The organism is Photobacterium chitinilyticum (genome assembly GCF_004104355.1).
GTDB lineage: Bacteria > Pseudomonadota > Gammaproteobacteria > Enterobacterales > Vibrionaceae > Photobacterium > Photobacterium chitinilyticum.
In genome coordinates, this window is the sequence record NZ_RJLM01000001.1 from 1108884 (window position 1) to 1134626 (window position 25743).

Annotated in this window: 26 protein-coding genes; 13 read left to right on the forward strand and 13 right to left on the reverse strand. The window is 43.7% G+C overall.

What is annotated here, in order from left to right; genetic code table 11:
• Positions 1–83: 83 nt before the first annotated feature.
• The 4 genes from EDI28_RS04730 to EDI28_RS04745 form a co-directional block, all read right to left on the reverse strand.
• Positions 84–443, reverse strand: coding sequence for a phasin-related domain-containing protein (locus EDI28_RS04730; RefSeq protein ID WP_128782655.1), 360 nt, complete (start codon positions 441–443; stop codon positions 84–86).
• A gap of 95 nt (positions 444–538) precedes the next feature.
• Entirely contained in the window at positions 539–1138 is a 600-nt protein-coding gene (locus EDI28_RS04735; protein WP_128782656.1) for a phasin-related domain-containing protein, read from the reverse strand.
• A 211-nt stretch (positions 1139–1349) separates the two neighbouring features.
• Entirely contained in the window at positions 1350–1628 is a 279-nt protein-coding gene (locus tag EDI28_RS04740) for a polyhydroxyalkanoic acid system family protein (RefSeq protein ID WP_233353269.1), read from the reverse strand.
• A gap of 109 nt (positions 1629–1737) precedes the next feature.
• Positions 1738–2259: a lecithin retinol acyltransferase family protein gene (locus EDI28_RS04745; RefSeq protein ID WP_128782658.1), complete on the reverse strand. Its 522-nt coding sequence runs from the start codon at positions 2257–2259 to the stop codon at positions 1738–1740.
• A gap of 272 nt (positions 2260–2531) precedes the next feature.
• On the opposite strand from EDI28_RS04745, the gene EDI28_RS04750 reads away from it, so the two are divergent.
• Positions 2532–3737, forward strand: coding sequence for a transglycosylase SLT domain-containing protein (locus tag EDI28_RS04750; protein ID WP_128782659.1), 1206 nt, complete (start codon positions 2532–2534; stop codon positions 3735–3737).
• On the opposite strand, the gene EDI28_RS04755 is transcribed toward EDI28_RS04750, so the two are convergent.
• The 3 genes from EDI28_RS04755 to EDI28_RS04765 all read right to left on the reverse strand — a co-directional run bounded on the left by EDI28_RS04755 (position 3721) and on the right by EDI28_RS04765 (position 8060).
• On the reverse strand, positions 3721–4107 hold the full coding sequence (locus EDI28_RS04755) for a hypothetical protein (RefSeq protein WP_128782660.1): 387 nt from the start codon (positions 4105–4107) through the stop codon (positions 3721–3723). The genes EDI28_RS04750 and EDI28_RS04755 overlap by 17 nt on opposite strands.
• 418 nt (positions 4108–4525) lie before the next feature.
• Positions 4526–6565 carry a sensor histidine kinase gene (locus EDI28_RS04760; RefSeq protein WP_233353270.1) on the reverse strand — a complete coding sequence of 680 codons (2040 nt, stop codon included), beginning with the start codon at positions 6563–6565 and terminating at the stop codon, positions 4526–4528.
• Between the two features lie 16 nt (positions 6566–6581).
• Positions 6582–8060, reverse strand: a complete 1479-nt coding sequence (locus EDI28_RS04765) for a sigma-54-dependent transcriptional regulator (protein ID WP_128782661.1) — start codon at positions 8058–8060, stop codon at positions 6582–6584.
• Between the two features lie 275 nt (positions 8061–8335).
• Here EDI28_RS04765 and EDI28_RS04770 point away from each other — a divergent pair, with 275 nt between their 5' ends.
• The 11 genes from EDI28_RS04770 (at position 8336) to dgcA (ending at position 18771) form a co-directional block, all read left to right on the forward strand.
• Positions 8336–9148, forward strand: a complete 813-nt coding sequence (locus EDI28_RS04770) for an ABC transporter substrate-binding protein (protein ID WP_128782662.1) — start codon at positions 8336–8338, stop codon at positions 9146–9148.
• On the forward strand, positions 9149–9850 hold the full coding sequence (locus EDI28_RS04775) for an ABC transporter permease (RefSeq protein ID WP_128782663.1): 702 nt from the start codon (positions 9149–9151) through the stop codon (positions 9848–9850).
• 15 nt (positions 9851–9865) lie between these two features.
• Positions 9866–10570 carry an ABC transporter ATP-binding protein gene (locus tag EDI28_RS04780; RefSeq protein ID WP_128782664.1) on the forward strand — a complete coding sequence of 235 codons (705 nt, stop codon included), beginning with the start codon at positions 9866–9868 and terminating at the stop codon, positions 10568–10570.
• Entirely contained in the window at positions 10557–11141 is a 585-nt protein-coding gene (mobA, locus tag EDI28_RS04785) for a molybdenum cofactor guanylyltransferase MobA (protein ID WP_128782990.1), read from the forward strand. Before EDI28_RS04780 ends, mobA begins: the two co-directional genes overlap by 14 nt.
• Positions 11138–12907 (forward strand): bifunctional molybdopterin-guanine dinucleotide biosynthesis adaptor protein MobB/molybdopterin molybdotransferase MoeA, encoded by a 1770-nt coding sequence (locus tag EDI28_RS04790; protein ID WP_128782665.1) that lies wholly within the window; start codon positions 11138–11140, stop codon positions 12905–12907. Before mobA ends, EDI28_RS04790 begins: the two co-directional genes overlap by 4 nt.
• A gap of 355 nt (positions 12908–13262) precedes the next feature.
• Positions 13263–13709, forward strand: a complete 447-nt coding sequence (locus EDI28_RS04795) for an NUDIX domain-containing protein (RefSeq protein ID WP_128782666.1) — start codon at positions 13263–13265, stop codon at positions 13707–13709.
• A 193-nt stretch (positions 13710–13902) separates the two neighbouring features.
• Positions 13903–14625 carry a DUF3581 domain-containing protein gene (locus EDI28_RS04800; protein WP_128782667.1) on the forward strand — a complete coding sequence of 241 codons (723 nt, stop codon included), beginning with the start codon at positions 13903–13905 and terminating at the stop codon, positions 14623–14625.
• 225 nt (positions 14626–14850) lie between these two features.
• Positions 14851–15339, forward strand: a complete 489-nt coding sequence (locus EDI28_RS04805) for a hypothetical protein (protein WP_233353271.1) — start codon at positions 14851–14853, stop codon at positions 15337–15339.
• A 228-nt stretch (positions 15340–15567) separates the two neighbouring features.
• The gene (locus EDI28_RS04810) at positions 15568–16446 is read left to right on the forward strand and encodes a LysR family transcriptional regulator (protein ID WP_128782669.1); all 879 of its coding nucleotides are present in this window, start codon (positions 15568–15570) and stop codon (positions 16444–16446) included.
• Positions 16447–16792: 346 nt separating this feature from the next.
• Complete coding sequence (gene dgcN, locus EDI28_RS04815) at positions 16793–17797, forward strand: N-acetyltransferase DgcN (RefSeq protein WP_128782670.1); 1005 nt, start codon at positions 16793–16795, stop codon at positions 17795–17797.
• A gap of 14 nt (positions 17798–17811) precedes the next feature.
• A complete protein-coding gene (dgcA, locus tag EDI28_RS04820) occupies positions 17812–18771 on the forward strand; it encodes an N-acetyl-D-Glu racemase DgcA (protein WP_128782671.1) in 960 nt (319 codons plus the stop codon).
• 226 nt (positions 18772–18997) lie between these two features.
• Here the strand turns inward: dgcA and EDI28_RS04825 are convergent, their stop codons facing one another.
• Entirely contained in the window at positions 18998–20557 is a 1560-nt protein-coding gene (locus EDI28_RS04825) for a BCCT family transporter (RefSeq protein WP_128782672.1), read from the reverse strand.
• 311 nt (positions 20558–20868) lie between these two features.
• Between EDI28_RS04825 and EDI28_RS04830 the strand changes: the two genes are divergently transcribed.
• Positions 20869–21582, forward strand: a complete 714-nt coding sequence (locus tag EDI28_RS04830; protein WP_128782673.1) for a phosphatase PAP2 family protein — start codon at positions 20869–20871, stop codon at positions 21580–21582.
• A gap of 30 nt (positions 21583–21612) precedes the next feature.
• Here EDI28_RS04830 and EDI28_RS04835 read toward each other — a convergent pair whose 3' ends face one another.
• The 5 genes from EDI28_RS04835 to EDI28_RS04855 all read right to left on the reverse strand — a co-directional run bounded on the left by EDI28_RS04835 (position 21613) and on the right by EDI28_RS04855 (position 25734).
• Positions 21613–21927, reverse strand: coding sequence for a hypothetical protein (locus tag EDI28_RS04835; protein ID WP_128782674.1), 315 nt, complete (start codon positions 21925–21927; stop codon positions 21613–21615).
• 4 nt (positions 21928–21931) lie between these two features.
• On the reverse strand, positions 21932–22597 hold the full coding sequence (locus EDI28_RS04840; protein WP_128782675.1) for a curlin repeat-containing protein: 666 nt from the start codon (positions 22595–22597) through the stop codon (positions 21932–21934).
• Positions 22598–23190: 593 nt separating this feature from the next.
• On the reverse strand, positions 23191–23856 hold the full coding sequence (locus EDI28_RS04845; RefSeq protein ID WP_128782676.1) for a hypothetical protein: 666 nt from the start codon (positions 23854–23856) through the stop codon (positions 23191–23193).
• 18 nt (positions 23857–23874) lie between these two features.
• Positions 23875–24438, reverse strand: coding sequence for a hypothetical protein (locus EDI28_RS04850; RefSeq protein WP_164918469.1), 564 nt, complete (start codon positions 24436–24438; stop codon positions 23875–23877).
• Between the two features lie 459 nt (positions 24439–24897).
• Complete coding sequence (locus tag EDI28_RS04855; RefSeq protein ID WP_128782678.1) at positions 24898–25734, reverse strand: CsgG/HfaB family protein; 837 nt, start codon at positions 25732–25734, stop codon at positions 24898–24900.
• Between the last annotated feature and the right edge of the window lie 9 nt (positions 25735–25743).

A 25743-nucleotide genomic window follows, 5' to 3' on the forward strand; every position in this document is an offset into this window, starting at 1 on the left:
CTACAGACTGGGAAAGGCAGTTATGCCTAACAGGGTTACTTTATCGTCTGGCTGGCTTATTGATCGTAACCCTGCATTGGCAGTTACTCTGCTTCTGCCAATTTCTCAACCGCTACAGTTAGCTTGTCGATTTTTTCATCCATACGCTCAAGCTTTTCACGGTCTACGCCACTGAGGCGATAGAATAGGTCATTCATACCTGCTTCTACTTCATCAGTCGCTTTTTCTGCATTTTTACCAATGCATTCTTTCGCTTCAATTTCGACTTCTTTTCCGCGCTCTACGAGCTCGTCGAATTTCTGATTGGTTTTTTCATTTAGTTGCTGCGCTTCTTCTAGGCTACGGCTGTATAAACCTAAACCTGCTAGCCAGATATTACGTGCAACGCCTTCACCGCTTTCTACGACATTTTTTGCCGCTTTAACTACTGTGTTATCGCTCATAATCATATCCCCCTGCGTACTCACGCTGGATTGTTAAGAAGTGTATTTTCATGCACCAACAGCTCTTAAACTATCGGTGCATATTTCTTTGATCTTTAAACCGTTTTCTCTTCAGCTGCAGGATTTTTCTCTTCTGCAGGCTTAGCTGCCACGGCTTGTGGCTTTACCGGCTCAGAAGCAGGTTTCTTCTCAGCCACTGGTTCTTTTTTCTCTACGGGTGTTGCTGCCTTTACAGGCTTACGACGTGCAACACTTGGTTTTTTTGTCCGCGCTGCTGCTGGCTTATCAGCAGACTTCACGGGAGCCGCCTTCTTCGCTGCCGGTTTCGCTACTTCTTGCTGTCGAGCCAGTAAAGCTTCGATATTTGAAGTAAGTTGATCAATCTTGTCATCGACTCGATCTAGGCGCTCATTGTCAACACCTATTAACTTCTGAACCATTGTGTGAACACGCTCTTCAATCGCAACCGAAGTATGACTACGAGCAGTATGCACGCGCTCTTTAGTTTTGGATTCAACAGCCCGACCACGTTCAATCAACTCGTCAAATAAACTTTTTCCTTTATCCGACAGTTGATTCACTTCATCTGCACTTTTTGCATAAGCGCCCAAACCAGCTAACCAGATGTTATAGACCATAGCGTCACGAATCTGCTCTTTTTTAGATTCTTCCGCAGTCTGTTTAAAGATGCCCATGAGTGTGCCCTCCTTATCTCTGTGACAACTTGTCAGCCAGTGGGTATTGCCTGACTGCTTAACTACAGAATAAGAATTTCAATTAGAATGTTCTTACTAAAACAATAATTTATCGTGTGCTAGATCAAACTTTTTGATAGGCGGGCATTTTGCAGGGTGGGAATACAACAAAAGCCTCGTGATGAGGCTCTTGATAGTGTAATAAAAACAATTAATTAGGGAGTAAAAGTTGATCCAGACGTTCAGAAATATGGTTTTCAATACTCGCCGAGAATAGACTTGCTGCAAAACCAAGTTTAAGCTCTATCGTTATCTTTCCCTCTTCGGAATACAAAAAACCCCTTGCTGAAGCGTGGTTAATCAGTAACTTATTCTCTTGCCAAGACCAAGTGAGTCCATATTCCTGCTCAAGTTCTCCAGCGATTTGTTCCGATAGAACAGTGATATCATCTAAAGGAAAATCATGGTTACGTTCAATAAAAATAGTCACAAAGAAGCTCACTCGATTTAGTGTATTTACTCGATTACTTCTTATTAACATACCTGCGTGCGATTTTTATTTCTGTGGTGAAGATCCAATAGTGGATAATCAACCCCACTCATAAAATATTTAGTTTTCTGAACAACTGAGATACCCACATTGTACCGCCGACAGCAAGCCTTGCTCCTCTCACAGCCCGTCCATAAGGACGGTGCTCTGTTGGTGAAAACAGCGCACCTAACAACAACCCCATCCCAGCAACTTTCAAGACTGGCGCTTCCGCATTTAACACGATATAGCTTCCGGCGAAGGCAACCAGACACTGCTGAAACTGTGTACATTCAGCAGGCAACCCATGGGCTTCACGGACAAATTGCTCACAATTCTGACTAAACAAGTTATAGGTTCTTCCTACTTGCTGACTAGCATAATGGTAGGCTTCCTCTGGGTCTGCACTGGAAATTGTACTGACAACAATTTCCCTGCCCTCAGAAAAGTCATCCAATGTATCCAACTGAACCCGCCGCCTTTTTTTCGAATTATGCACTACGCACCCGTTACCATCCGAAATACCATAATGCCAGTAAGTACTACATCTGATTTTTAATACCGTACCTTTGGGGGAATAGAATTCCGACATTTTATTGCTCCTATTTGCCCACATTTCCATACAAAATACGAGAATGAAAGCGCGTCTTATTAACGACAAGTTTAATATAAATACTGAATGTCTAATTCTCACCGTCAAGTCATATACTGTCTCATTTATTAGATAACTCTGATAAATGGCGATTTATCTATGTGTCATCACTTTTATGCTGCTATAAATATAAGGTGATATGATTATTTTCACGTCAAAATAATCACATTTAACAAAAATACATTTGGTTTGTAATCATTAAAGATATTACTATGAAGTATTATATTATTTTGTTCATTACTGTCTTTATAACTGGTTGTCAGGGGCTTTCACAGGTTGAGATATCATCCAAGCAAGCACCTAACCCTACTGTTGATAACTATAAAAAGCTTCCTGACTCATTCTACCGCCGTTGTGAAGTGGATAATCATTTAAATATAAGTATTCATACCGTAACAAGCTTACCTAGTATAAAAGCAGATAACAAATCCAAAAATAAGTTAACTACCAGCCCACCTGATCTGTGGGATATTCTGGGCCAATCTTTTGATATTCCTGTACCAAATGAAAAGCGAGTTGAATACTACAAAAACTGGTACTTAACTAACCCTCATCATATTAATACTGTCACCAAGCGAGCAAAGCCATTTCTGTTCTATATCTATCAGCAGGTCGAGCAACGAGACATGCCGATCGAACTCGTGCTATTGCCGTTCATTGAAAGTTCATTCGACCAATTCGCACACTCCCACCGGGGAGCCGCGGGACTATGGCAAATTACTGTGCCAACAGGGAAAACATTCGGCCTCGAGTACTTAAAAGGCTATGACGGCCGACGCGATATTGTCACCTCTACAGTTGCTGCCTTAGACCTGCTTGAGTACCTGCATAAGAAATTCAACGGTAACTGGCTACATGCAATAGCCGCTTACAATACTGGCGAAGGACGAGTAAGAAGAGCGATCAAATCAAATACATCCAAGGGATTACCTACCGATTTCTGGTCATTAAAACTACCAAAAGAAACTCGTCTTTATATACCAAAGCTGCTGGCTATGGCCGATTTGGTCCAGCACCGGTATGATCATAATTTAAAGCTTGCTCGCATTGAACCTACGCAAGTACTCACCGAAGTAGTCGTAAGCAGCAGAATTAAACTCGACCTGATTGCTAGTCACGCCGGACTTACCAGCCTGGATCTTTATCAATTAAACCCTGGCTATACAAGTGGGTATACCTACCCAGGTAGAGAAAATAAAATACTGATCCCTAATCAAACCAAAGAAAACTTTTATAGCAACAAAAAAAACTATGAGCATGTGAAGCGCAAGTTTACTATTCATCACATTCAGCCTGGTGATTCTCTCAGTGAGCTCGCCCTGCTTAATAACACGACAGTTGCGCGAATAATGAATGCCAATAACATGTCGGCTTCGATCATCATTGCCGGCCAGCAGCTGCTTATTCCGCAACCTTAATTGACACATCAGCAAGAGATGTCTCTGCAACATGCTTTCCTTCATCAACTGTTGAATATTCAAGGCGAACTGATGAATTCCACACGTCTTGAATAGCTTCAAATTCTGCTTGAACTATCGGCTGTAGCTGCTGCTCCAAATCAGTGAGAACCTGAAGATCTAATTCGTTATGGGAGAGTGATAGACCAACCAGAATTCCAGCAAATAAACAAACAGGTGCAATCAAGCTCCTTATGGTAATCAAGCAGCAGATAGATAATACTGATACTAGGGTTGCCAGGTAAATATCACCCACCAGCTTACTAAAAAAAGCGATATATATAGCGACACCTTGAAGAAGTACACCGAACAATAGAAATGCAATTTTCATAACAGCCACCATGTTTATGCTTTACCCAATTATAGGACTAACAAATATGGTCAGGCTAAATTTCATCTGGTGATTGCACCTTTATCGAAGAAATACCTGCAGTCAGCATTCCATCTCTCAACAATATGAAACTTGTACTATACTTAGTTTCACAATAAACATTGTGTCATTATTTTGTTAATAAAAGGATTTATATGCAGCATACTGAAATGATCATTCCAACTCAAATGGGTATTATTGGTCGCTCGATATTAACAGCCGTGGCATTTATGATAGTTGGGCTATCTATGATGTAGTTTTATACACTGAGGTTACATAGCAATGAGAATTCTTGCATATTTTTGTTATCTTGACTAAATAAAAAAGGCATGAAAACACATGCCTTTTTTATTATGACCCGTTATCTCTGACCTTCATTTCATTCTTCTATCTCAGCAAGCTGAAGACCATTATTAACGGCTACTTTTTCTGGCAAATAGACAGAAAATGTCGAACCTTCACCCGGTGTAGACTGAACACAAATATCTCCACCATTCTCGCTGATGATGCCCTGGCTCACTGAAAGGCCCAAGCCTGTGCCACTTCGACGAGTAGTGAAGAATGGGTTGAATATACGTTCAATGTTCTCTTTGCTGATCCCACAGCCATGATCGCTGATATGAACGACAGCACCGACAGGCTGGCCATGCTCATTTATCCAGTCTTCTGTCTTGATTTTGAGTAAACCTTCATCATCCATTGCGTGGACACCATTCATTTGCAGGTTCACAAGTACCTGCAATAGTTGATGGCGATTAACCTCTACGCAGCATTTCGCCTCTAAACACGCCTCGATCTGGATAGCATGCTTTTTAGTTCCCGAACGCACCAGTGTCAGACTTTCTTCAACAATTGGGTTTAAATGCTGCCAGGTGACCTCATCTTGTACCCCACCCTGTCGGCTGTATTGCAGCAAGCTACGCGTGATATTTCGGATCCGGTCAATCTGCTCATGAATAGCTCCCAGTTCCTCTTGAACACGCTCGGTATCGTCCCCCAACTCAAACTGAAGCAATTCAACGTTACCCAATATCACCGCGGTAGGGTTGTTTATTTCATGGGCGATGCCAGCTGTCAGTTCGCCCAGTGCAGCCAGTTTTTCGCTGGCGACCAGCTTGCTACGTGCCTGGTTCAGCAACTTAATGTGCTGTTCAAGCTCTTCGGTTTTCTCACGCAGACTATGGGTACGCGCCTTAACTTTGTCTTCCAACTCAATTGAAGCCTGTTTGATCACTTCATTACGTTGATGAAGTTGATCCAGCATGCTGTCAAACTGTCTGCCCAATATCTCCAGTTCATGGTCATGCGTCAGCTCCAGGGATCCAATTCGTCGGTCCACACCAAACTGTACGGCTTTAACTACCTGATGGATCTTCTCTATTGGGCGGAACAAGTCACGAGCGCCTCGGTAAACAACACCTCCGGAAATCAGCAACACAATGACAATGCCGAGCCCCAGCTCAATAATATTTGTCAGATAGATTCGAATAAGCGGCCACTCAAGATAGCCGGTATAGAGCATTCCAATAATTTGACCATCATGATCATGCAGAGGCTCATAGGCCGAGACATACCAATCATCATAAACATAGGCCCTGTCTACCCAAGTCTGCCCCTTTTGCAGTACTGCTTGTTTGACTTCGTCTGATACACGCGTCCCAATTGCACGCCCGTTAAGCTGTTCACTGTCTAACGGTACATTGGTGCTAACTCGAATATCATCCATAAACAAGGTAACAGTTCCGATGCTCCCCTCGGGTAATGTATCTGCGGCATAGACCAAATCCCGGATTCTATCAACCAAAGAAGTGCTGCTATTGAGCAACATTCCGCCATCAATAATCCATTGCAGATTATTCTGCTCATTGAAAACAGGAATAAGACTTCTGCTTACCAGCCCCTTTGATTCCGTCTCCCCTTCGCTAAGCAACGGGATCTGGGCCCGAGCCGGTAAATTAGAATTCAAATTCTCCAGCGCCATTTCGTCCAACTGCTGGAAAAAGGTCTGCTCTTCACCAAGCATGAGCAAATGGCGATTGGCCTTGGAAAACTCGCCTAATGCCGAAGCAGGGCGAAGAACAACAAAATCGAGATCATAACGGCTAGCCTGTTGTCGAACCCATTCGCTAAGCTTGGCCTCATCATTTCGCAGCAAATACTGAAAATCATAAGACTCCGATAACGCCGTCAAACGCATGCGCTGCTCTTTCTGCAGCAATTCCATACTATGGTGCGCTACCGCCAGATCTGCTCGAACATTCTTCAGTGCATTCTGCCAAGTATACATCACGGTCCAGTACATGGTCAGCGCAATAAGTACCAGCAAAGTAATAATAATCGGCACCGAGGTCAGGAACAGTAACCGATAGCGCACCATGGTACGAAAACGGCGGATCCACATCGTCAAAAGCTGTTTCATTAATGTGTCTTCCTATTTAGGCGCTTTCATCAGCCCAGTCTTTATATTTCCGTTCAAGGGTTTTTCGTGCAACACCTAGCTGTCTGGCTGCTGCCGACTTGTTACCATCATGCGAGTCAACGACCTGCATAATGTGAGATTTTTCGACTTCTTTCAGTGTCCAGCTCGTTGGATAGCAGAATTGCTCCTCATTGTGGGTATCGTAGCAGGAGCAAGGTCTTTCCCCGCGAGCTAACGAAGCCTCTGATCCAGCCAGATCTTCTATCACATCTGGTGCAGAATTCGATGTCTGGGGAACCATCGGTAACGGCGCATCACCAGCCAGCTCCCGCCAGTACTCCGCCGGTGGTTTTCCTAACAACAGGCAGCGTTCCATCATATTACGCAATTCACGAATATTGCCCGGCCAGTCATAGGCCTGCATAGATTGAATATCTTCATGAGTCCAACTGACGGGCTTGACGCCTAAGTCTTTCGCCAATTGCTGGGTAAAATGGTGAGACAGAGCGGGAATATCTTCTAGGCGATCTCGTAATGCGGGAAGCTCGATAGTCAGCACATTTAACCGATAGTACAAGTCCCGACGAAAGCGCCCTTCTTCAACTTCCTGTTTCAGGTTTCGGTTGGTGGCGGCCACAATACGTACGTCCACCTGCACTTCACGCTCGGCACCGACAGGACGGATCGCCTTTTGCTCAAGTGCACGCAATAGCGATGACTGCATCGAGAGTGGCATCTCACCAATTTCATCTAAGAACAGGGTTCCGTTATTGGCTACACGAAATAAACCCTCTCGCCCTTTCTTGGCTCCGGTAAATGCCCCAGATACATGGCCAAATAATTCACTTTCAAGTAAATCCGGTGCGATTGCACCACAGTTCAGAGGCACAAAAGGTCCACTCCGCTTACTGAGCTGATGAAGCGCCCGCGCAACCAATTCTTTACCCGTTCCCGATTCGCCTTCTACCAACACGGCAGCCAAAGAAGGGGCAACCTGGGCAATCATTTTTTTCATCATCAAGGTTCGCTGCGCATCCCCGATAATATCTACCGGATAGGTGCGCTCAACGTCTCGCTGTAGAGCAAAGTTCTGTCTTTCGACCATACGCCGCTCGATACACCGACTCACCGACTGCATCATTTGATCAAGGTTGAATGGCTTCAAGATAAAATCAGAGGCACCTGCTCGGAGTGCCTGAATCGCAGTATCCAAGTCCGCATAACCCGTCATGAAGATAACATCGCTACGACGAGTCGAGGGATCGAACGCTTCGTGCCATTCAATCCCCGAGCGTCCTGGCAAGTTGATATCCACAATGAGCAGATCGAAGTGACATCGCTTGCGAAGCTCTTCGGCTTCCTCGATACTGCCAGCGGTATCCACCTGGGCAAATTTCTTGCTCAGAGCTTTTTTAAGGATAGCTCGCATACCCGGCTCGTCATCAACGACAAGCACCGACACTGCAGACCAAGAAGAAACAACGGATTCAGACATAAATGGTTATTACCGACGGACAATGAATGCGACATTTTGTCCCACATCGATAATCAATGTCAAAACTGTTTACAATAATAATTAATCCAATTGTACCTTTGATCACAATATATGTTTTAAATCATTCACTTGCAGTATATTTTTGCGTTAACCTCATTGCGTTCGAAAAATTGGCACCTGATTTGCTTTAGCCACGACAGACACGACAAAATTGTCTGCCTTACAGGCAACAGCGACTTCGTATTAACTTAATTGACATTAAGTCAGGAAGACCTATGAAATTTTTAAAAACGACTCTTGTTATCCTTTCCCTTGCCTCTGCAAGTGCAGTTCAGGCCGCAGAAGATATGACTATTCGTCTTGCCACCACGACGAGTACCTATCATTCAGGTCTGCTTGACTATCTGCTACCTGTATTTAAAAAAGACACCGGCTACAGCGTTGAAGTTCTGGCGGCTGGCACGGGTAAATCTCTCCGTATGGGACAAAATGGTGATGTTGATCTGGTAATGACGCATGCGCCGAAAGCTGAAGCTAACTTTGTCGAAGAAGGTTACGGCGTACTACCACGCAAACTGATGCACAACGACTTTGTTGTTGTCGGCCCTGACACCGATCCTGCAAAAATTGCGGGTGACAAAGATGTTGCGGACGCCCTAACCAAGATTGCGTCTTACAACGCCACTTTCGTTTCACGCGGCGATGATTCAGGTACTCATAAGAAAGAGCTAAATCTGTGGGCACAAACTTCAATTGAACCCAACTTCGGTGGCTATAAGGCTGTTGGACAGGGTATGGGCCCAACGTTAAACATGGCGTCTGAACTTCAGGCTTATACCATGACAGACCGTGGAACCTGGCTGGCATACCAAAACAAACTTGACTTGAAAATTGTGGTTGAAGGTGACAAGCGTCTATTTAATCCATACCAAGTCATCCTGGTGAACCCAAGCCGCTACCCTGATGTTAACTACCAGGGCGCAAAATCATTCAGTGACTGGTTGGTAAATCCAAAAGCACAAACAATGATCAATAACTATAAGCGACATGGCGAGCAGCTTTTTGTCGCGGATGCTATCGCACAATAAATGGATATTTGGCAAACCACCCAACAAGCCGTTCAGCTTTTGCTGAGCGGTGATTCTGCCTTATGGGGCATTGTTGGTGTTTCTTTCTCCGTCTCTTTGCTGGCAATAAGCATTGTGCTATTGCCAGCATTGCTCATTGGCTTTTCCCTCGCCTATGGCAAGTTCCCTGGGCGCTGGCTGATCCTATCTCTATTTAACACTTTTCAGTCTATTCCGACCGTTGTTATTGGCTTGCTGCTTTATATGCTACTGTCTCGCTCCGGGCCGTTAGGAGACTGGAAAATGCTGTTTACCCAACAGGCAATGATACTTGGCCAGATCTTAATTTGCTTTCCGATCCTTGTCTCAATGATGCATGCCGCATTTCAAAACAGTGATCGCAGGGCCTGGGAAACATCACTTACACTGGGAGCAAGCATTCCAAGAGCGCTCCTCAGCCTCATGTGGGAAAGCCGTTTTCCGCTATTGGCAGCTGTAATTGCAGCATTTAGCCGAATTATTACCGAGGTCGGCTGTTCGATGATGGTAGGCGGTAATATTTTAAGCTCAACCCGAAATATTCCCACCGCGATAGCGCTTGAAAGCTCAAAAGGAGCGTTTGCACAAGGTGTTGCCTTAGGAATGGTGCTACTACTACTAGCACTCGGTCTAAACTTTTTTCTATCTATTGCGCGGGGCAAAGCCCACTTGCGTACCAATTAAACTGAGGAGCAGATGATGTCACAAATCTCCATTCAGGCTCATGACCTCTCGATCCGCTTCAAAGATCGACTGCTGTTTCATATTCCTCAGCTCAGCGTTGGCCCCCAAGAGGCTATTTATCTAAGTGGTGATAATGGCGTTGGAAAAACCACCTTGCTCAAGATTCTGTCCGGACTACAAAAACCAACAACGGGAAAAGTGAACTTACAACAAACATCGTTGTTAACAAGACTGTTCAAGGGACGAACTCAGGGCGGTGTCATTTATATGCATCAAACCCCCTACATGTTTGATGGAACCGTATTCGATAACGTTTGTTATGGCCTGAAATTTACTATTAGTAACCGTCAGATACGTCGAACAGAAGCCATCAATGCCCTTCGTATGGTAGGGTTAGAAACCTTGGCCGATGAACATATATCGGTCCTTTCTGGTGGTGAGCGCCAACGAGTGGCAATGGCACGGGCCTGGGTATTGAAGCCAGGAGTGTTACTCATGGATGAATCGAGTGCCAGCCTTGATCAAGAATCTATCGAGCGTCAGGTTGTCCTTGCCGAAGACTTGATTGAGCGTGGTACAAGCTTAGTTATCACCAGTCACCAGAAAAATGCCCTGACCGCCTTATGTCGTCGTCAGTGGACCATCACCAATACAAAATTAATAGAACGGGCAGACCTACAGCTCGTCGACGAGGATAACAATGAGTATGCCTACGCCTGAAAATACAAGCTGGGTGATCCTGGCTGGTGGACAAGCCAGCCGTATGGGGGGAAATGACAAGGGACTAGTTGAACTCGCTGGCCGAGCAATGATCGAACATGTCATCGACACTCTCGAGCCACAAACATCATCGATTACGATCAACGCCAACCGCAACCAAGAACGCTATAAAACCTATGGTTCGGTATTTGGTGATCATATCCAGGACTATCCAGGTCCTCTAGGCGGGATGCATGCCGCCCTGCACCACTTGAACAATGAATGGATTGGCTTTGTTCCTTGTGACTGCCCGCAGTTGCCTGCCGATCTCATTTCTCGCATGGCGGAGGCTTGTCAGAGCGACACTGATATAGCCGTTGCGCATGATGGCGAACATATTCAACCCGTCGTAACTTTATTAAACCGACGGATCCTACCGAAGCTGGAACGTTTCCTTGCAAACGGCGATCGCAAAATCATTCTGCTATACAAACAGTGCAATATGATTACTGTCGATTTCAGCGATCAGCCTAATGCCTTCGTCAACCTGAATACACCGCAAGAACTACAAAAATTTGGACAGGAACTATGAGTCAGATCTATGCATCCCTGCCCCTGCTAGGCTTTGCAGCCTGGAGCGGCACCGGTAAAACGACGCTGCTTGAAGCCATGCTGCCTAAACTTGTCGAACGAGGCATTCGTGTTGCCGTAATCAAACATGCACACCACAACTTCGATATCGACCAAGAAGGCAAAGACAGCTACCGTCTGCGAAAAGCAGGTGCAGGCCAAATGCTGATATCATCTCGCTATCGCCGTGCGCTGGTAACTGAAACTCCAGAAGAAGAAGCAACCCTGCCTCAACTCATTGCCCAACTCGATCAAACCCAGCTCGATCTCATTCTGGTCGAAGGCTTTAAGAAACTCGACTTTCCAAAAGTTGAGCTTCATCGCGAGGAAATCGGCAAACCTTGGCTGCATCCAGACGACAGCAATATCATTGCCGTAGCCTCAAACACCAACGCATCCACTGAATTGCCTCAGCTCGATATCAATAACCTCGATCAGCTGACTGATTTTGTTGTCGGCTTCGCCACCCAAGATAAAAATGAAAGCTTCAGCTGCAGCGATGTTAACCCATCTGAGATGATGTCTGTTGATGAAGGTCGCACGCTGATTCTGGAACAAATCGTCCCATCGAAGATCCAAATAAAAGTGCCGCTGGAACAAGCTCTGGGACAAATTGTCTCAAAAGATATTCTATCGCCGGTCAATGTTCCTCAGCATACCAATTCGGCGATGGACGGTTATGCGATCCGTGGCGATAATCTTGACCGCGATAGCTATACCGTTGTCGCCCACGTATTGGCTGGCCATAGTTATGATCAACCGCTTGAGCTTGGGCAAGCTGTTCGCATCATGACAGGTGCCCCAGTCCCAGCCAATGCTGATACGGTTATCATGCGTGAACTAGCGCAACAAAAAGGTGACATCGTCACTTTTGATACAGTCAAAGCGCCTATTAAACCCGGTCAAAATGTTCGTCAGGCTGGTGAAGATCTCGCAATAGGTCAAACAGCCGTGGCTGCAGGTACCCAAATGACAGCTCCAGAGCTAGGTATGGTTGCCTCACTGGGTATTGATGCAATTGGCATTAATCAACCAGTGAAAGTCGCAATTTTCTCAACCGGTGATGAAGTACAACATCCGGGCGAAGCACAAAAAGCCAACTGTATTTATGATTCCAACCGCTATACCCTGCTCTCGATGCTAACCAAAGTTGGTTGTGAAGTTATTGATCTTGGGATTATCGAAGACAGCGAGGAAGCCCTGGAAGCGACGCTGCAACAAGCTAGTCAACAAGCCGATCTTATCCTTTCTTCCGGCGGTGTTTCTGTTGGTGATGCCGACTACATCAAAACGGTACTGGACAGACTAGGACAGATTAATTTCTGGCGAATAGACATGCGTCCGGGTCGACCATTGGCATTTGGCCAAATTCAGCAAACACCTTTCTTCGGCTTGCCAGGTAACCCGGTTGCAGTGATGGTGACTTTCCTACAGTTTGTCGAACCCGCTATCCGCAAAATTCAGGGAATGGAGAACTGGCAGCCTCAGGTATTCAACGCCGTGGCAACAGAGAGATTGCGCTCGCGACCAGGACGTACCGAGTACAGCCGAGGTATCTATAGCTTAGATGCCAACGGCCGTTTGACTGTGAAAACGACAGGGAAACAAGGTTCCGGGATCCTGCGCTCGATGAGCGAGGCCAACTGTCTGATTGAAATTGTGCCAAAACAACCAAACGTTGAAATAGGTGAGGTGGTTAGGGTCATCCCTCTTCTGGGACGTATATAGTCCTAAGACCCTATTTTAATTGATTTACTGCAATTTATTAGCACTCAGAAAACGGTGAATCCACCGTTTACTGAGTGCTTTTTTTTGTTTGCAGCTTCCGTGCTACTTTATTGTCCTGAGCTTCTACACGTCTAGAAGATGGTTGTTTGTACTTTCAGTACATTTTTTACGCTCAGATAAAGTAACCTAGCCAGATAATTCTTTTTTAATAGACAAATGCAAATGATTCTATTGCTTTGCCTTTTTTAAGTGGGAAGGATAGTACATAATTATGCTTCCCGTTGCATCATAAATGTCATGTTTTTTATAACACATTTGTCAGAGCAATGATCCGAAGCCGAAAAAAGGGCTATTTATGGGACCTCGTTTATCAGTACGTGCAGTATTTTATAACCAGGATCACATTTTGCTTTGCAAGCATTATGACGAGCGCGGATTTTGGTATATTACCCCAGGAGGCGGCGTAGAATATGGTGAAACATTGGTAGATGCTTTTCACCGAGAGCTTATGGAAGAGGTAGGCTTACAAGCACACATGGGAGATGTCTTATGCATCAGAGATCTTATTTCGAACCGTTATCCGACGCCTTACCTTCCCGAACATTTCCATCAACTAGAAATTTTTGTTGAGGGCAAGTCACCCATCTTTGTAGGCAAACCCAGTAATCTAGACCCAGCCCAGATTGGCTACGAATGGGTACCACTCGATGAACTAGACAACATTTTGTTCTTTCCTACAGAATTAGTCGCTGTATTTAAAAAACGGAACTTTTCCACCATCTATCAAGGCCACAAACTATAATCGCATTAAGTTTATGATCGCATAAGCGGCATAATCCCCCCCAAAAGTGTATGTGTATTCAGCCAGTTGGGCTTATGTTTTTTCCTCCTGACAGTCAATATTTACTGTTTTCTCACTGGCTAGACCATCTACTCTGAACTTCTCATGTAGAATAGTCGATAGTTTGATTAACTAAGGTATTCATAAGTTAAGCATGTTTTTAGAATCGTATTACTCTGAACAGAACGGTGAATTTTCTTTCACACGTGAGCAAGCCAGTCATTTCGCGAAAAAAGTCGCCGGTGACTTCAACCCTATCCATGACGAAGATAACAAACGTTTCTGTGTGCCGGGTGACCTGCTTTTCTCTGTTGTTCTCTCCCAAGTAGGCCTGAGCCAGAAAATGCGTTTCGAATTCGCGGGTATGATCAATGATGGCGTTGCGATCAGTGTCGATCAAAAATCGAGCACTGACCTATCAATGGTTGATGGCAGCGGTAAAGAGTACCTACACATCATAAGAGATGGTGATACCACTCTGAACCAAGCATTGATTGAACAAGTAACCAAGAGCTATGTTCAGTTTTCGGGTATGAACTTCCCGCATATCATGGTTCCCCTAATGGAATCCAAGCAAATCATGATTAATCCAACTCGTCCTTTGGTTATTTATGAGAGTATGGAGTTAGACTTTGAACGCCTTGATGTGACAGCGCCAACTGTCGAGCTCACGGGTTCAGAAATTGATGTTGACGGCAAACGTGGCAGCGTCACACTACAATTCTGCTTTAAAGAGAATGACGAAGTTGTTGGCACTGGCCGTAAGCGCATGGTTATGAGTGGCCTTAAGCCATACTGCCAAGATGATATCGATGATTTGGTTAACCGCTTCAACCAACGCAAAGATGATTTTACAGCTTTATTAGCAGCCGCTTAGCCTTCTTAAGCCTGCAAGAATCTAAAAATGCCGACCTCTGTGTCGGCATTTTATTTATCCATATCAAATCTAGTTTCTCCCCAACCCCCCTATACTTTATGTTGTCTTTTACTGATATTGCATTGGCACAGTAGTGCCATTCATAGAAGTAGTGGAGAAATGAACATGATTAAGCACTTAATTCCAAAATTATTTCTTGCTGCAATAACAAGCTCAGTTGGAATAATGAACAGTGTAGCCGAAGAGGATGTTGATGCACTTATTGCAAGGGCAAAATCAGCCGCGCCCGCAGAAATCAGTGATAATGCGACAGTCGTCGCGAACGGTAGAGTGTTATCTAAAGGTACCAATAGCTGGATCTGTCTCCCAAATACATTCCCTAATGACGGCATGCCAATGTGTAACGATCCTGTATGGATGGAAATGTTAGATGCCATGGTGAACAAGAAAGATTTCAAGGCAGATCGCATCGGAATTTCATACATGCTTCAAGGTGACATCGGAGCAGGCGTCAGTAACTCTGACCCTTATCATTCCGACCCCAAAAAAGCGGATGATTATGTCGAAATGGGAGCCCACTTGATGATCATCGTGCCGGAAGAAATGCTTAAGGGATTAACCGATGACCCAAGCGCTGGCGGCCCATACATCATGTGGAAAGATACCCCTTATCGCCATATCATGGTACCTATTTCATCTAAAGCGCTAAAGTAGCTCTGAATGGTAAGTACTCATGGCTTTAAGATGACAATTTGGCCCTAAAAATATCCTGCTTGGTATTATTCATATTAGCCACAAAGGCTAGTAAAGTAATACCAAGCTGCTCTCTCATACAAAACATCATCTTTATCCCAATCACTAATTATTTTACTGTAACTCCAGGTTTCATCTTATAGGACGAAGCGTTATATTCGATGAGTAGTCAACTGACAGGAGTCTATTTTGAACCTCAGGCAAATCGAAGTGTTTTACGCCGTCATGAAATCAGGAACGGTTTCCGGTGCAGCCAGGCTACTCCATGTATCTCAGCCCAACATTACTCGCGTACTTTCGCATACTGAGCAGCAGCTAGGTTTTGCGTTATTTCAACGTATAAAAGGTCGTTTAATTGCGACAGATGAAGCGCGCAAATTACTTCCTGAAGCCGAGAAAATTTACCAGCAGCTCGGCTGCTTTCATTCCCTCACTAATAAAGTCAAAAAAGGTAACCAGCACCTAAGAGTTGGAGCACCACCTATTTTGGCAACATCGCTGCTAACGCCTGTGATCAGTGAGCTGTGTAAGAATAGTGATATCTCGGTTGAGCTAAGTACAGATAACCGAACGGCTCTGTGTGCCGCTTTACTACAGAACCAACTGGATTTGGTTGTCTGCTTTGGAGATGAAGTACCACCTGCGATATCAGGCCAACAGCTTTTCACTGAAAAAATGGTATTACTCTACCCACATGCGTATCATAGCTTGCCAGACACAGATAACAACGAAGCATTCAACCTCCAACATGTCGTGACAGCGTCACAAGACATAATTGGACTAGATACCCGCGATCCGCTTGGTAGTCTATTAAATCAAGAGATTCAAAAGTATGCGTCTGATTATCGCCACCAAATAACGGTCAGATCATACAGTGCAGCAGCACAGTTGGTCGAACATGGAGCCGGTATCGCAGTGGTCGATCCCTGGACAGCAGACCTCTTTGCCAGCCAACTGCAGAAGAAACGCCTCGAGCCTGCATTGCAATTTTCCGTATCATTACTGTATGCCGACCACAGCCCACTCTCGGTGACCGGTGAAAAATTCGTATCTATGCTTACCCGCTAACGCTTCAGCCGTTCGCATCCCTTCTATACTATGAATTGAAACGTGCCTGCAATAACACAACACCTACGATTACTTGCTGAGGACGCTAAGATGGCAGACTACTTCTTCCCTATTGTCTCAATGATTGCTTACGCACTTCTTATCAGAAAACTACTCAAGCCTAGAGCCCCCAAGAAGCCAGATAACCAAAAAAATAAATAGCCATTACATAGAATCAGTAGCCAGCTCATTGCGCATTCCTAGGGTATAACCTTCGTTTATACCCTACGGATAAATAAGTATTCGGCATCCGGCAATACGTTCCTTAGAGTGACCAATACCATTTGAGCCTGTACAGGGAAGCACTATGCATATTCCACAACCTTATTTACTGTTTCTCGGTGATGTCACCGATCCCCTTTCCGCTAAAACTGCAAAAGGGATCCTGCAATGGCGGCCGCAACTGTGTACCGGCCAACTGAGGCTGAGTAAAGAAACTGTATCGCTAGGTATACCCGATCTTTCTTTGACTGAAGCAAAAGAACTTGGGGCAAAAACGTTAGTGGTTGGTACTGCAAATGCTGGCGGATTCATTCCTCAAACATGGTTAGCAACCCTGCAAAAAGCAATTGAGCTGGGGTTCAATATTGCTTCTGGCATGCACCAACGACTTATCAGTTTTCCAGCGCTTACCAAAGCTGCAAATGCTCACGGCAATCAGCTATATGACGTTCGTCATTATGATCTGCCACTGAAAGTCGGAACAGGTAAACCACGTAAGGGAAAGCGCCTGCTCACTGTAGGAACAGACTGTTCTGTGGGGAAGATGTATACCTCCCTTGCTCTTGAAAAAGAGATGAACCGGCAAGGGATTCATAGCCAATTTTGCGCAACCGGACAAACCGGTATTCTAGTTTCAGGAACAGGCATTTCGGTGGATGCCGTTGTCGCGGATTTTATTTCTGGCGCAGCCGAAGCGATCAGTCCTGATTTTACCGACCATGACTGGGATGTTATCGAAGGCCAGGGCTCACTGCTCAATCCTTCTTTTGCCGGTGTCAGCCTTGGACTGTTACATGGCTCCCAGCCTGATGCCCTGGTGCTATGTCATGAAATCGGGCGGGCTCATATTCGCCACTTGCCGCATATGGAAGTTCCCTCAATAAGAGTAACCCTTGAAGCCAACCAAATTGCAGCCAGGCTTACAAACCCAAAAGCCACTGTTATTGGGATCTGCCTCAATACCTCTTCAATAGGTGAAAAGGATGCCCTTGTTTTGTGTCAGCAGTGGGAACAGCAATACAGGCTACCCGTTACCGACCCGGTCCGCTTTGGTGTCTCAACTATCGTAGACAAGTTACATTCTATCTAAGATAAGGGAATAACATGATTCTAAGCGCACAACACGAACAGTTCCCTTTAGCACGCCCGTTTACGATTTCGCGAGGGACAAGAACTCATCAGGATGTCGTCACTGTCGCTATCGAGCACAATGACCAATCAGCAACAGCAGAATGTACGCCCTATCCGCGGTACGGTGAAAGCGTCGAGTCTGTGATAAAGCAAATCGATTCTCTCAATCATCAGCTCCCTGAGATCCAATTAACCAGAGCCAACCTGCCGCAATACTTGCCTGCGGGGGCAGCTCGGAATGCTGTAGACTGCGCCCTTTGGCGTCTTGAGTATCAAGCCGCCTTTCCTCTTCAAGTGTTTGCGATCAAACCCGAAATCGTTACTGCGATGACGGTGTCCCTTGATACGCCGCAAGCAATGGCCAAGCAAGCAATGGAGTTATGCGAGCTGGGCACCAAGTTGGTCAAAATTAAACTAAACCATGAACTTATTATCGAGCGCGTCAAAGCTGTACGCAAGAGTGCCCCCGATGTCGATATTATTCTCGATGCCAATGAAGCCTGGGGGGAACTTGATCTTGATAAGCTGTTCAAGCAACTGACTCAATTTAATATCAGAATGATTGAACAACCCGTCCCTAAAGGGATGGACAATAAGTTACTGGGTATCAATCATCCCATTGCATTATGTGCCGATGAAAGCTGTCACACTAGTAACGACCTCGACAACCTGATTGGCTGCTATGAAGTGATTAATATTAAACTAGACAAAACCGGAGGCCTGACCGAAGCCCTCGCACTTGAAACAAAAGCGCGGGCATTAGGCTTCAAAATCATGGTTGGGTGTATGGTTGGCAGCTCCCTAGCGATGGAAGCAGTATTGCCTGTCGCCACGCATGCAGAAATCGTCGATCTCGACGGTCCGGTCTTGCTGAAACAAGACAGAGCTAACGGCCTTCTCTACAAAGCTGGAATGATACATCTCCCCCTCTAAGCCACATTTGTAAGACACAATTCGCACCTTCCAATTTGTGGGAGTATTGAATCAGGGATACTTGAAGAGCGACGTTTAATTAACTTTCATAAGTAGAATCAGGAACAGAAAGAAAGCTGACCTTACATTACGCTGGCTAGATCCTAACCTGCGTAATGATACCGACCAGCATAAAAAAACACTCCCGAGGGAGTGTTTCTTCTAGCTGCTGGAATATCACCTCAACTTAGATAGTTGAGCTTGCACATTCCGGCTGCCAAACTTGAGCTTTCTTCTTCTCATGTACCCGCATTTTCATCACGGCCATAGGTCCCGTAATTAACGTCACCGCAACCAGCAAAGATACGGGAACGGCAGTGATCACAATAAATGATTGCAATGCATTCAACCCACCATCTCCGGCCACAAGCAATACTGCGGCCACACAGCCCATCACAATCGCCCAGAATAGACGCTGAGATTTCTTCGGCTCGTTATCTCCCGACACAACCATTGAGATTGAATATGCCATTGAGTCCCCTGTTGTCACCACAAATGTCGTAGTCAACACCAAGAACGCAGGAACCAGCAAGCTACTGAATGGAAGCTGAGACAGTGATGCTAACAGTACAGCAGGAAGACCAGCAGCGTTAAGTGGTCCGGAGATACTTCCCGGAGACTGAAGCTCGAAGAAAATACCAGTACCACCCAGAACGGTAAACCAGAAGTTAGTCACGATAGGTGCACCAATCGCAACAGTCAGGATCAGTTCTCGAATGCTGCGTCCTTCGGAAATACGTGCAATGAAAATAGCCATCATTGGAGCAAAGCCAATAAACCAACCCCAGAAGAACCATGTCCACCATGAATTCCACTCTGGAGCCTCGGCATTAAGGCTCATTTCAGGCAACTGCTCCAAATACAGTGAAAACGCCGAACCAAAATGTTCGAAGATAAACTGAGTCGGTCCAAACACCAGCATAACCAGTAGTAATGCAAAAGCACCTACTACATTCAGCCTGCTTAGCCATTGCAGCCCTTTATCCATCCCCGTAAAGGCAGAAACTGAATAAACCGCTACCACTACAGCCAAAATACCTAATTGGCTAGAGACAGTGTTTTCTATCCCCATCACAGATTCAAGGCTATACCCTAGCTGTGAGGCCAGAAATCCAATCGGACCAATCGTACCGGCAGCGACCGCAATAATTGAGCAAGCATCAATAACAGAGCCAAACCAATGGTTCTCTAATCGGTCACCCAATAGCGGGTACAATAGTGCTCTCGGACGCAGTTTTACGCCACCCTGATGGTGAGCATACATTAAAACAATTGTAGCGAGTGTGCCTAACACCGCCCAAGCCAAAAATCCCCAGTGCAAAAAGCTCTGGCTCAGTGCCGGGGTTACAGCCTCGACAGTAGAACCAGCCACATCAGGAAAGCTCGGAGGAGGCGTCATAAAGTGATAGATAGGTTCTGCGGCAGACCAAAAAACCCCGCCACCGGCAAGTAAGGTGCACATAATCATTGCCAACCAGCGGAAAGTGCCGATAGTTGGTTTCGCTTGCTTGCCCATACGTATCTTACCGTATCGGGTTACAGCGATAAGCACTGCCACAGCAAAATTGATAATCATCAACCATTGCCAGACGTACCCAAATTGTGAAGTCACTGAAGAAAACATTGACTGAATCACACTGGTAACGAGTGACAGGTCGATGAGAGAGGAAAGTAGGAAAAAACTGATGAAGCCAATCGTTAGAGCTGGAACCAGTTTATCGCCAACTTTATGTGTATTGCAGTGCATAATATTCTCACGGTTACTGTGAGGGGCGGCACATTATCAGCTTATGAGGCATTTAACCAGAAAAAAATGTCATTGGATTGCAAAAAAAACTGTGATTCGTAGCAAAAATTAGAGTTGCCTGAAGGGGAAAAACTCAAAATTACGTGTCTACAGCTGTTGTTCATAACATGTTTCAGTGAATGAGCATTCGTTAGAGTTCAAATGGTTTTATTGCATAAGAATGCTGTTCAAACATAAAATGACATTATTTTCACTTTGAAGGCTTTATCCTCTGGTAAACTACTTCTCCACAACTTTCATCATGAACAACAATGCTAACCAATTCTTTTCTTATTAAAAAAGTTCCTGGGTATATCACCCTACTCTTTTTCGCCACTGTTATGTCTGGCGTGCTGATGTTTTTCTCCACCGCGGATCTAACAGAAAACGTAGCAGATACCACAGGCCTAACTTTCACGCTGTTAACTGCCTCTGCTGGTAGCCCTGGGTTTCTAATCACCGTTTGCACTCTGTCCATCGTTCCGCTGCTATTGAAGTTACCCAAACAAGCCATAGTAAAACTCGGGATACAATTTGCGATTTTGCTAGTACTGAGTTTCGTCGCCAAAACAGCATTGAAACATATCACTGAAATTCCAAGGCCCTATACCTATCAACTACAAAGCTTAGGTATTGTTCATTCCGCCAACGAGTTTTATCAGCTAAGTGATGACAAAAAGGAAAAAGCCGTTCAATTAGCCACAACGAATGTCAGCAATTGGCGTACATCACATTGGCAGGGAGAGACTAACTATTCCTTACCTTCCGGACACACTATTTTTGCCGCTGTCTGTGTGGTCTTCTGGGGAGGTTTTTTCTACCGAAGGCGTCAGTTCGCAGGTGCTGGTCTTCTCATTCTTTGGGCAACTGGTGTAGGGGTAAGTCGAATTTGGCTAGGGATGCATTGGCCAACGGATATACTCGCATCTATCGCATGCGCGGGATTTTTATACTTATTCGTACCTGAATGGGACGATGAAAACTAACCCGTAACGTTCGAAAACAAAAAACGCTTCTTATGAAGCGTTTTTGATTTCCATATCACAATCCCTATTAATCACTAATGGATCGGTCTGGCTGCTCTCTAGCGTCACGGGAAACTGTGATTTACTCAACGTTAATGAGCTAGTACTATTACCGCTTCCCCCTGATACCATGACATTATTATTGCTAGATACGATTTTTAATTGCACATAGTTGCGACTATCATTTTTCACAATCAACTTAACCGTATCAGCTCCAATATCGCAGGTGATACCTAAAGGCGGAAAAGACGCTGCATTCACATGGAATGCAGCGAATAAAAGAGCAGTGATGTTTCTTACTTTCATTTAGTTAGTACTGATTTACATAAACAGTGTTGTACGATGAACCATTTGTAATTTCAACATGAGAGTAATCATTATTAGACTGTTTAACGAGAACAGTATTGTGTTTAGTTGCACCATTGTAGTAATCATCGATTAGCACAGTAGATTTAGAATAGTCACCATACTGCTTAACAGTAACATCATTATAATCAGCATTTTCGCCAAGGATATCAACAGTAGAGTAGTTTCCATTTCCTTTCTGTTTCACATCAGCACTATTCCAGTCACCACCTTTAATGCTTACCGTTGAATAATTGAAAGCACCTTTTTGGTAAACATCGACATCATTATAATCAGCGTAATAACCAATATTCACCTTAGAGTTATTACGATAACCTTTCTGACCAACAGTTACATAATTATGGTCTGAGTTATGTTTAATATAAACACCAGACTTGTTCTTTTTACCATACTGCGAGACATCTACATCATTATGATCAGAACCGTAACTGATCTTAACTTTTGACCTGTTACCTTTATAGTTACCTGGTGATACTTGATGAATAGAGACATGGTTACCATCACTATTGTGTTTGATTTTCACATCAGACTTGTTATCCGTGTAATAACCGGTTGCTGCTGCAGATGTAGAGACTAGTGCTGCCGAAATTAATAGAGCTAGGTTTTTCATGATAATTCCTTAGATTGTGTTATCGTACAATATAATTTTTATTAAGAACTCAACTTATCTATCCTTGACTATAATTCCATTTTAATTATTCATCTATATTATCTGTTGGTCACGACTGCTTGAGTACTGATAATTCCTTCTTAACCAACAATTACAAAATATCATCAGTAAATGTTTCTGTAATTAGCGCAAGGCCTACATTATTAAAAATAATTTTTAGCACCTGAAAGAGGTCTATCGAAGAACTAATTTTTAACAGGTCAACATATTTAATTCGTATTATTAGTATCGAACTTTCTAGATATTCTTCCATAAACCTAATCATGAAAATAAATTCTTATACATAATACTTTTATTAATATGAAGAAAAAACATTCTACTGATTATTGATGAACAGACATTTCATTTTTTAGTAAAAAAGCACCACCACAAAAATAACCATTAAATACAGCAGCTTATACCAAAAACGCTCAATTGCAGATTAAGACTTAATTGACTTGTTATTACATGCAACCATAATGACCATAAATAAAACTCGCTGCACCCATAGGGTACAGCGAACTATACATCAATAATCTACACGTTTAATTAAACTAGTATTGAGTTACATAAACCGTGTTGTACGAAGATCCTTTCGTAATCTCAACATTTGAGTAATCATTATTTGTTTGAGTTACGTATACTGTGTTATAACTTGTCGGACCATAGTAGTAATCGTTGATTAACACATCAGACTTGCTGTAATCGCCGCCTTGACTTACAGAAACATAGTTGTAATCTGAGTTTTCGCCAAGAATATCAACATTAGACATGTTGTAATCACCATACTGATCAACATGTACGTTGTTCCAGTCACCTTTATCAATATTTACATCAGAATAATTCCAGTTTCCATCTTGATATACCCCTACAGTATTGTCATCTGCGTAGTTCTGTATACCAACCTTAGAATTATTGTAGTAACCTGATTGTCTGACATAAACACTGTTATTATCAGAGTTATAGTTAATATCTACATCTGAAGTATTCTTTTCACCATATTGATTAACAGTAACGTAGTTATAATCTGAATCATAGTCTATTAATACATCTGACGTATTACCATCATAACTACTTGGAGACGCCTGATACACTGTGACATGGTTTCCATCACTGTTGTTCTTAATTTTAACTGTCGATTTGTTATCACTATAATATCCCGTAGCTGCAGCAGATGTTGAAACAAGAGCTGCTGAAATTAATAGAGCTAGATTTTTCATGACAATTCCTTAATTGTGTTATCGAACAGTAATGCTTTTGTTCATACCATTGATGATCACATGTGTTTGACCACCAGTCTGGTTAATATCGGATTTAAAATATCTTACGTTACTTTTTTGGACGATTAACGCTTTATTGTCATTTCCATATTGCGCTATCTCACCTCGATTATTACTTCCCTTTTGTATTATTGCTGCTTTATTATTACTACCATACTGAAGAATCACTCCAGTATTATCAAAACCATCTTCGAGGACTGCTGCATAATTATCATCGCCATTTTGATCGATATATGCCTTGTTACCACTTCCTTTCTGAGCAATATAGGCATCATTACGACTACCACTTTGCTTGATCTTAGCTGCGTTACCCAGTCCGTTGTATTTATTCTGTTGTACGATAGTTGCTGTACTATGGTACGCTCCATTTTGCTCAACATTTGCAATGTTGTCGTTGCCTAACTGTAACTCAGATAGCTTACCTAATTCATTTAGCGCAAGGTCAGTAGAATATACGTTAAAGCTAATACCTGTTACACCAGATACCAACAGAGGAATAATGAGCATTTGGTAACTTTTCATTTTCACAGCCATGCATTCAATTTGTAATTTCAGTATCGAATTTTCTAGGCATTGTTCCATGAACCTAATCATGAAACTCTTATCTCACAGTTAATACTTTTATTGAGATTAAAAACTTCTTACTCTAATCGTTAGAGGTGAATAAAGGTTACAGATATTAATAAAATAGTTTGAGTGCTAATCATAAAAAACTTAAAAGTCAACAACTTAATCGATTATATTTTGGCTTTGATTTTATTGATATCACTTTCAGGGTCATATTAATAAAAACAATTAAGTTATTGCCACTGCAACAGTAATAATAAAAATGTCTTTATTATTAGTATCTTAATTATTTGTCAAGCAACAGTTATTATCTCATAACTGAGAATAAAATATTAAGAATAAGTAAAAGATCAACTGAGACCAAATAAAAAAGCCCTCTCAATGAGGGCTTCAAATATCATGAGGGGAAAATGATTAGATAATAGGTTTCGAACGTAGCATATACTCTTGGATAATAGGGTGCTGAAGGTCAGCGTCACGAAGCGGCTCCCACAATCCAGCCTGGATACCATCAACAACCACATGAACGACAGCTGCATCTATCGCTGACATTACCGCGAGGTTAACTGGCTCGTTAGTTGTATAGCCAAGCTCAGCCTCCAGTAAGTCTTTATAATCTATAAACTTAAATACACCAGTTTGAAGTTCTTTCGACAAGATAGTTTTACTGGTTGTAACACTAAGCAAAATACGCCCACTACGCACATCAACAGCTCGGACATTGACGGTAACCTGATCCGTTCGGTACTGACCCGAAGCACCAATACCTAGATAACGAGCCCCGGCACCTCCTGTCCTTACATTACTGTCGTATGCCACTATCCCTCCTTCAACCATAATATTTGCAGAAGCTAATGAAGGTAGGTGAACACCATGATTAGTCGGGATCTCATCCTTTTTCTGAGCCGCTCGAATAATTTTTCGCTCGGTCAGCAAATTTTGCAAACCCTCTCGTTCAAGCGGTATGAACCATTTGGAATCCAGTAGTGCAGTCGTTAACAGTGCAGCCCCTCCCTGCGGGACAGCCGTTGAAAAGTTACTGTTAGGCTGTGGCTTGTATTGACCTGTTTGATCCCTAAAATCATAGACCGATACGAATACTTTTCCTTTAGGCAGCGGTAACGAAACAAGGTCTTGATATGCTCCCCCTCTTGCCATCAATGTTGGCTCTTTGCTTATTTCCGGCGTCTCAAGTGACATCGAACATCCGGATAATAAGAGCAGCAAGCTCCCCCAAACTAGCGCTTTCATCCACCTTCT